Origin of the sequence: Acidovorax sp. Root219 (assembly GCF_001428665.1) — a bacterium.
Lineage (GTDB): Bacteria > Pseudomonadota > Gammaproteobacteria > Burkholderiales > Burkholderiaceae_C > Acidovorax.
Map to the genome: position 1 here is coordinate 88,763 of NZ_LMIJ01000021.1, position 1,999 is coordinate 90,761.

At 56.7% G+C, this 1,999-nt stretch carries 4 protein-coding genes; all 4 read right to left on the reverse strand.

Annotated features, from left to right (window positions below):
• Positions 1–515, reverse strand: a 515-nt coding sequence (locus tag ASE28_RS20405) for a hypothetical protein (RefSeq protein ID WP_162262272.1), incomplete at its 3' end; no start/stop codon positions are given.
• 183 nt (positions 516–698) lie between these two features.
• Positions 699–848 (reverse strand): hypothetical protein, encoded by a 150-nt coding sequence (locus tag ASE28_RS32245; RefSeq protein ID WP_157412573.1) that lies wholly within the window; start codon positions 846–848, stop codon positions 699–701.
• Between the two features lie 240 nt (positions 849–1,088).
• A complete protein-coding gene (locus ASE28_RS32250; protein WP_157422074.1) occupies positions 1,089–1,685 on the reverse strand; it encodes a hypothetical protein in 597 nt (198 codons plus the stop codon).
• Positions 1,686–1,693: 8 nt separating this feature from the next.
• On the reverse strand, positions 1,694–1,999 hold a 306-nt coding region (locus ASE28_RS32505), incomplete at its 5' end, for a hypothetical protein (protein WP_162261421.1).

The following is a 1,999-nucleotide window of genomic DNA, read 5'->3' on the forward strand; positions in this document are numbered from 1 at the left end:
TCCGCACCATCGAACTCCTTCATGCCATTGCTGGTTGGCGCAGTTTCAGTCCCTGCCGGATCGCCTGCCAGATTGTTGTCTGCAAGTATTTCTTGAGCAAGTGCCGCTTCGTTGGCCCAGACCGTGACCTCCTTTTTTCGCACCTTCACATTGGCAACTCCACCGTTGCGAAGAACCGCGAGGATTTTCTTGGGATCGCCCTTGATCTTGAGCACACCCGTTTCGAGCTTGGTTGCCACCATCGGCGCGGGCGGAGCAGTGGCTGATCGCCCATCCTGCACTGGCACAGCCTCCTCCTCGTGATCAGCCGTTTGCGCCGTTGACAGTAGTGCGGGTGCCACCGGTGCTGGTGCTGCCAAGGCCCGCTTCGCCCGCTCGACACTCCCCGCTGTGACGATCACACCCTCTGGCCCATCGGTCATGGCACCCCGGGGGACGCCCGCATCCTCAAGCCACTGGCGCACCGCCTTGGTGTCGCCCTGCACGTCGAGCATGCCGCCCTCGCGCATCGACATCTGCACCGATGGTGGCGGCTGCCTTACCGCATCGGCATCAGCGCCAGGCTATACCGGTGCCAGCACCTGCTGGGCCCGTGCAGCCTGCTCGGGCCCGACCCATACGCTGTCGAGCCACATCCACACCTTGTCCAGGGCCTGTTCACACCCATTTCGGGGTCGCGAAATTGGTGTGAACAGGCCCTACAGCGCGCGGTTTGCGGCCGCCGCGGCCAGGATGCTTCGGGCCTTGTCTTCGCCGTGCTCCCGGGCCAGTTGCTGGAACTCAGGCTCCGCCGCAAAGGCGGACGTGGGCAGCTTTTGCAGCTCTGCATACAACTCGTTGGCGACCAAAGCGCCCTGCTGCGCAGCCGATAGGCGCGAGTCCCCAGAGCGGGGCAGGACAATCCAAGCGCCAGGACACCGGCCCCGGCCTGCCGGCAACCATCTTGCGCGGGCTTGCAGCTCGCGAATGAAGGGCTGGATCAGGCCATCTGCGTCTGCAGAGAGCGCGACTGTTCAGCTGTTGGCTGGAAGCTGAGGGTATTGAAAGATGCCCCCATGGCTCGGCAAAAGCGTACCTACCAACTGAAGCTACAGCAAAGGCACTTCGTAGAATCGGGAGTTCAACTTGGGCTGCACTGCATTCCATAGTATCAGCTTGTTGGACCCCCAATAGTCATCGCCTTGCCCTCCCAGTATCGCTGCAAGCTTGCCATTTTTTTGCCAGCTCAAGCACAGAGCAACCTCGCACGGCCGATTCTCCAGTCGAGGATTAATCGGATTTTCCTTGATGATGGACATGCCAATCAATTGATCACCGACAAAATCGCGCCATTTCGCTTGCGAAAAGACCGGATCCGATGCTTCAATTGGAAAAAGCACACCCTCCTTTTCGCTCATCGGCGTGGCGCCAAGCCGCCTATTTCTGTCACTGTCAAGCCAAACAATCGCACTATTAAGGCTGTCATCCTCCCCAACCCCGAGGATTCCGGCTCCTTCGAACGTGAGACCCAGCGGCCCTTCAGTCCCTTCAAAAACACGCGAAGGCGACTCTTCCATTTCGGCTCCCGCCTCTTCCTTGGGAAATATGCTGTATCTCGTGAATGAAATCAGCTTGCGCCCCAAGAAAGTTCGGAGAAGAGGAATAGATTGAGATGGCGTCGGTTGATCTTTATATTGGTCAATCATTAAAATCCCTATTTTCCTTCGGCCAATTTTACCAAATAATCGATCATCTTTATGTTTTTTCGATAACCCACACCACCCACCGCAAGCCTTAATGGGTCAGATATCACAATACCACCATCTTTTCCCACAAGAAACTGCAGATCGGATATATGCAACTTGGCCCCTTCAATTTTTCCTCTGATGAGTATCAAATCAGAAATACTTCGCTTATTCAACAAACTTAGATCGCCGACAACCGTCGCATGGCCATCCACCATTCTGACCGCATCTTTGGTCCCCGCCTCAAATCGATCGTACACAAGCGCAGGGCGATC

Bases quoted from the DNA above. Each gene is read 5' to 3' on its own strand.
- ASE28_RS32250 (WP_157422074.1), bottom strand. From the start codon at position 1,685: ATGATTGACCAATATAAAGATCAACCGACGCCATCTCAATCTATTCCT.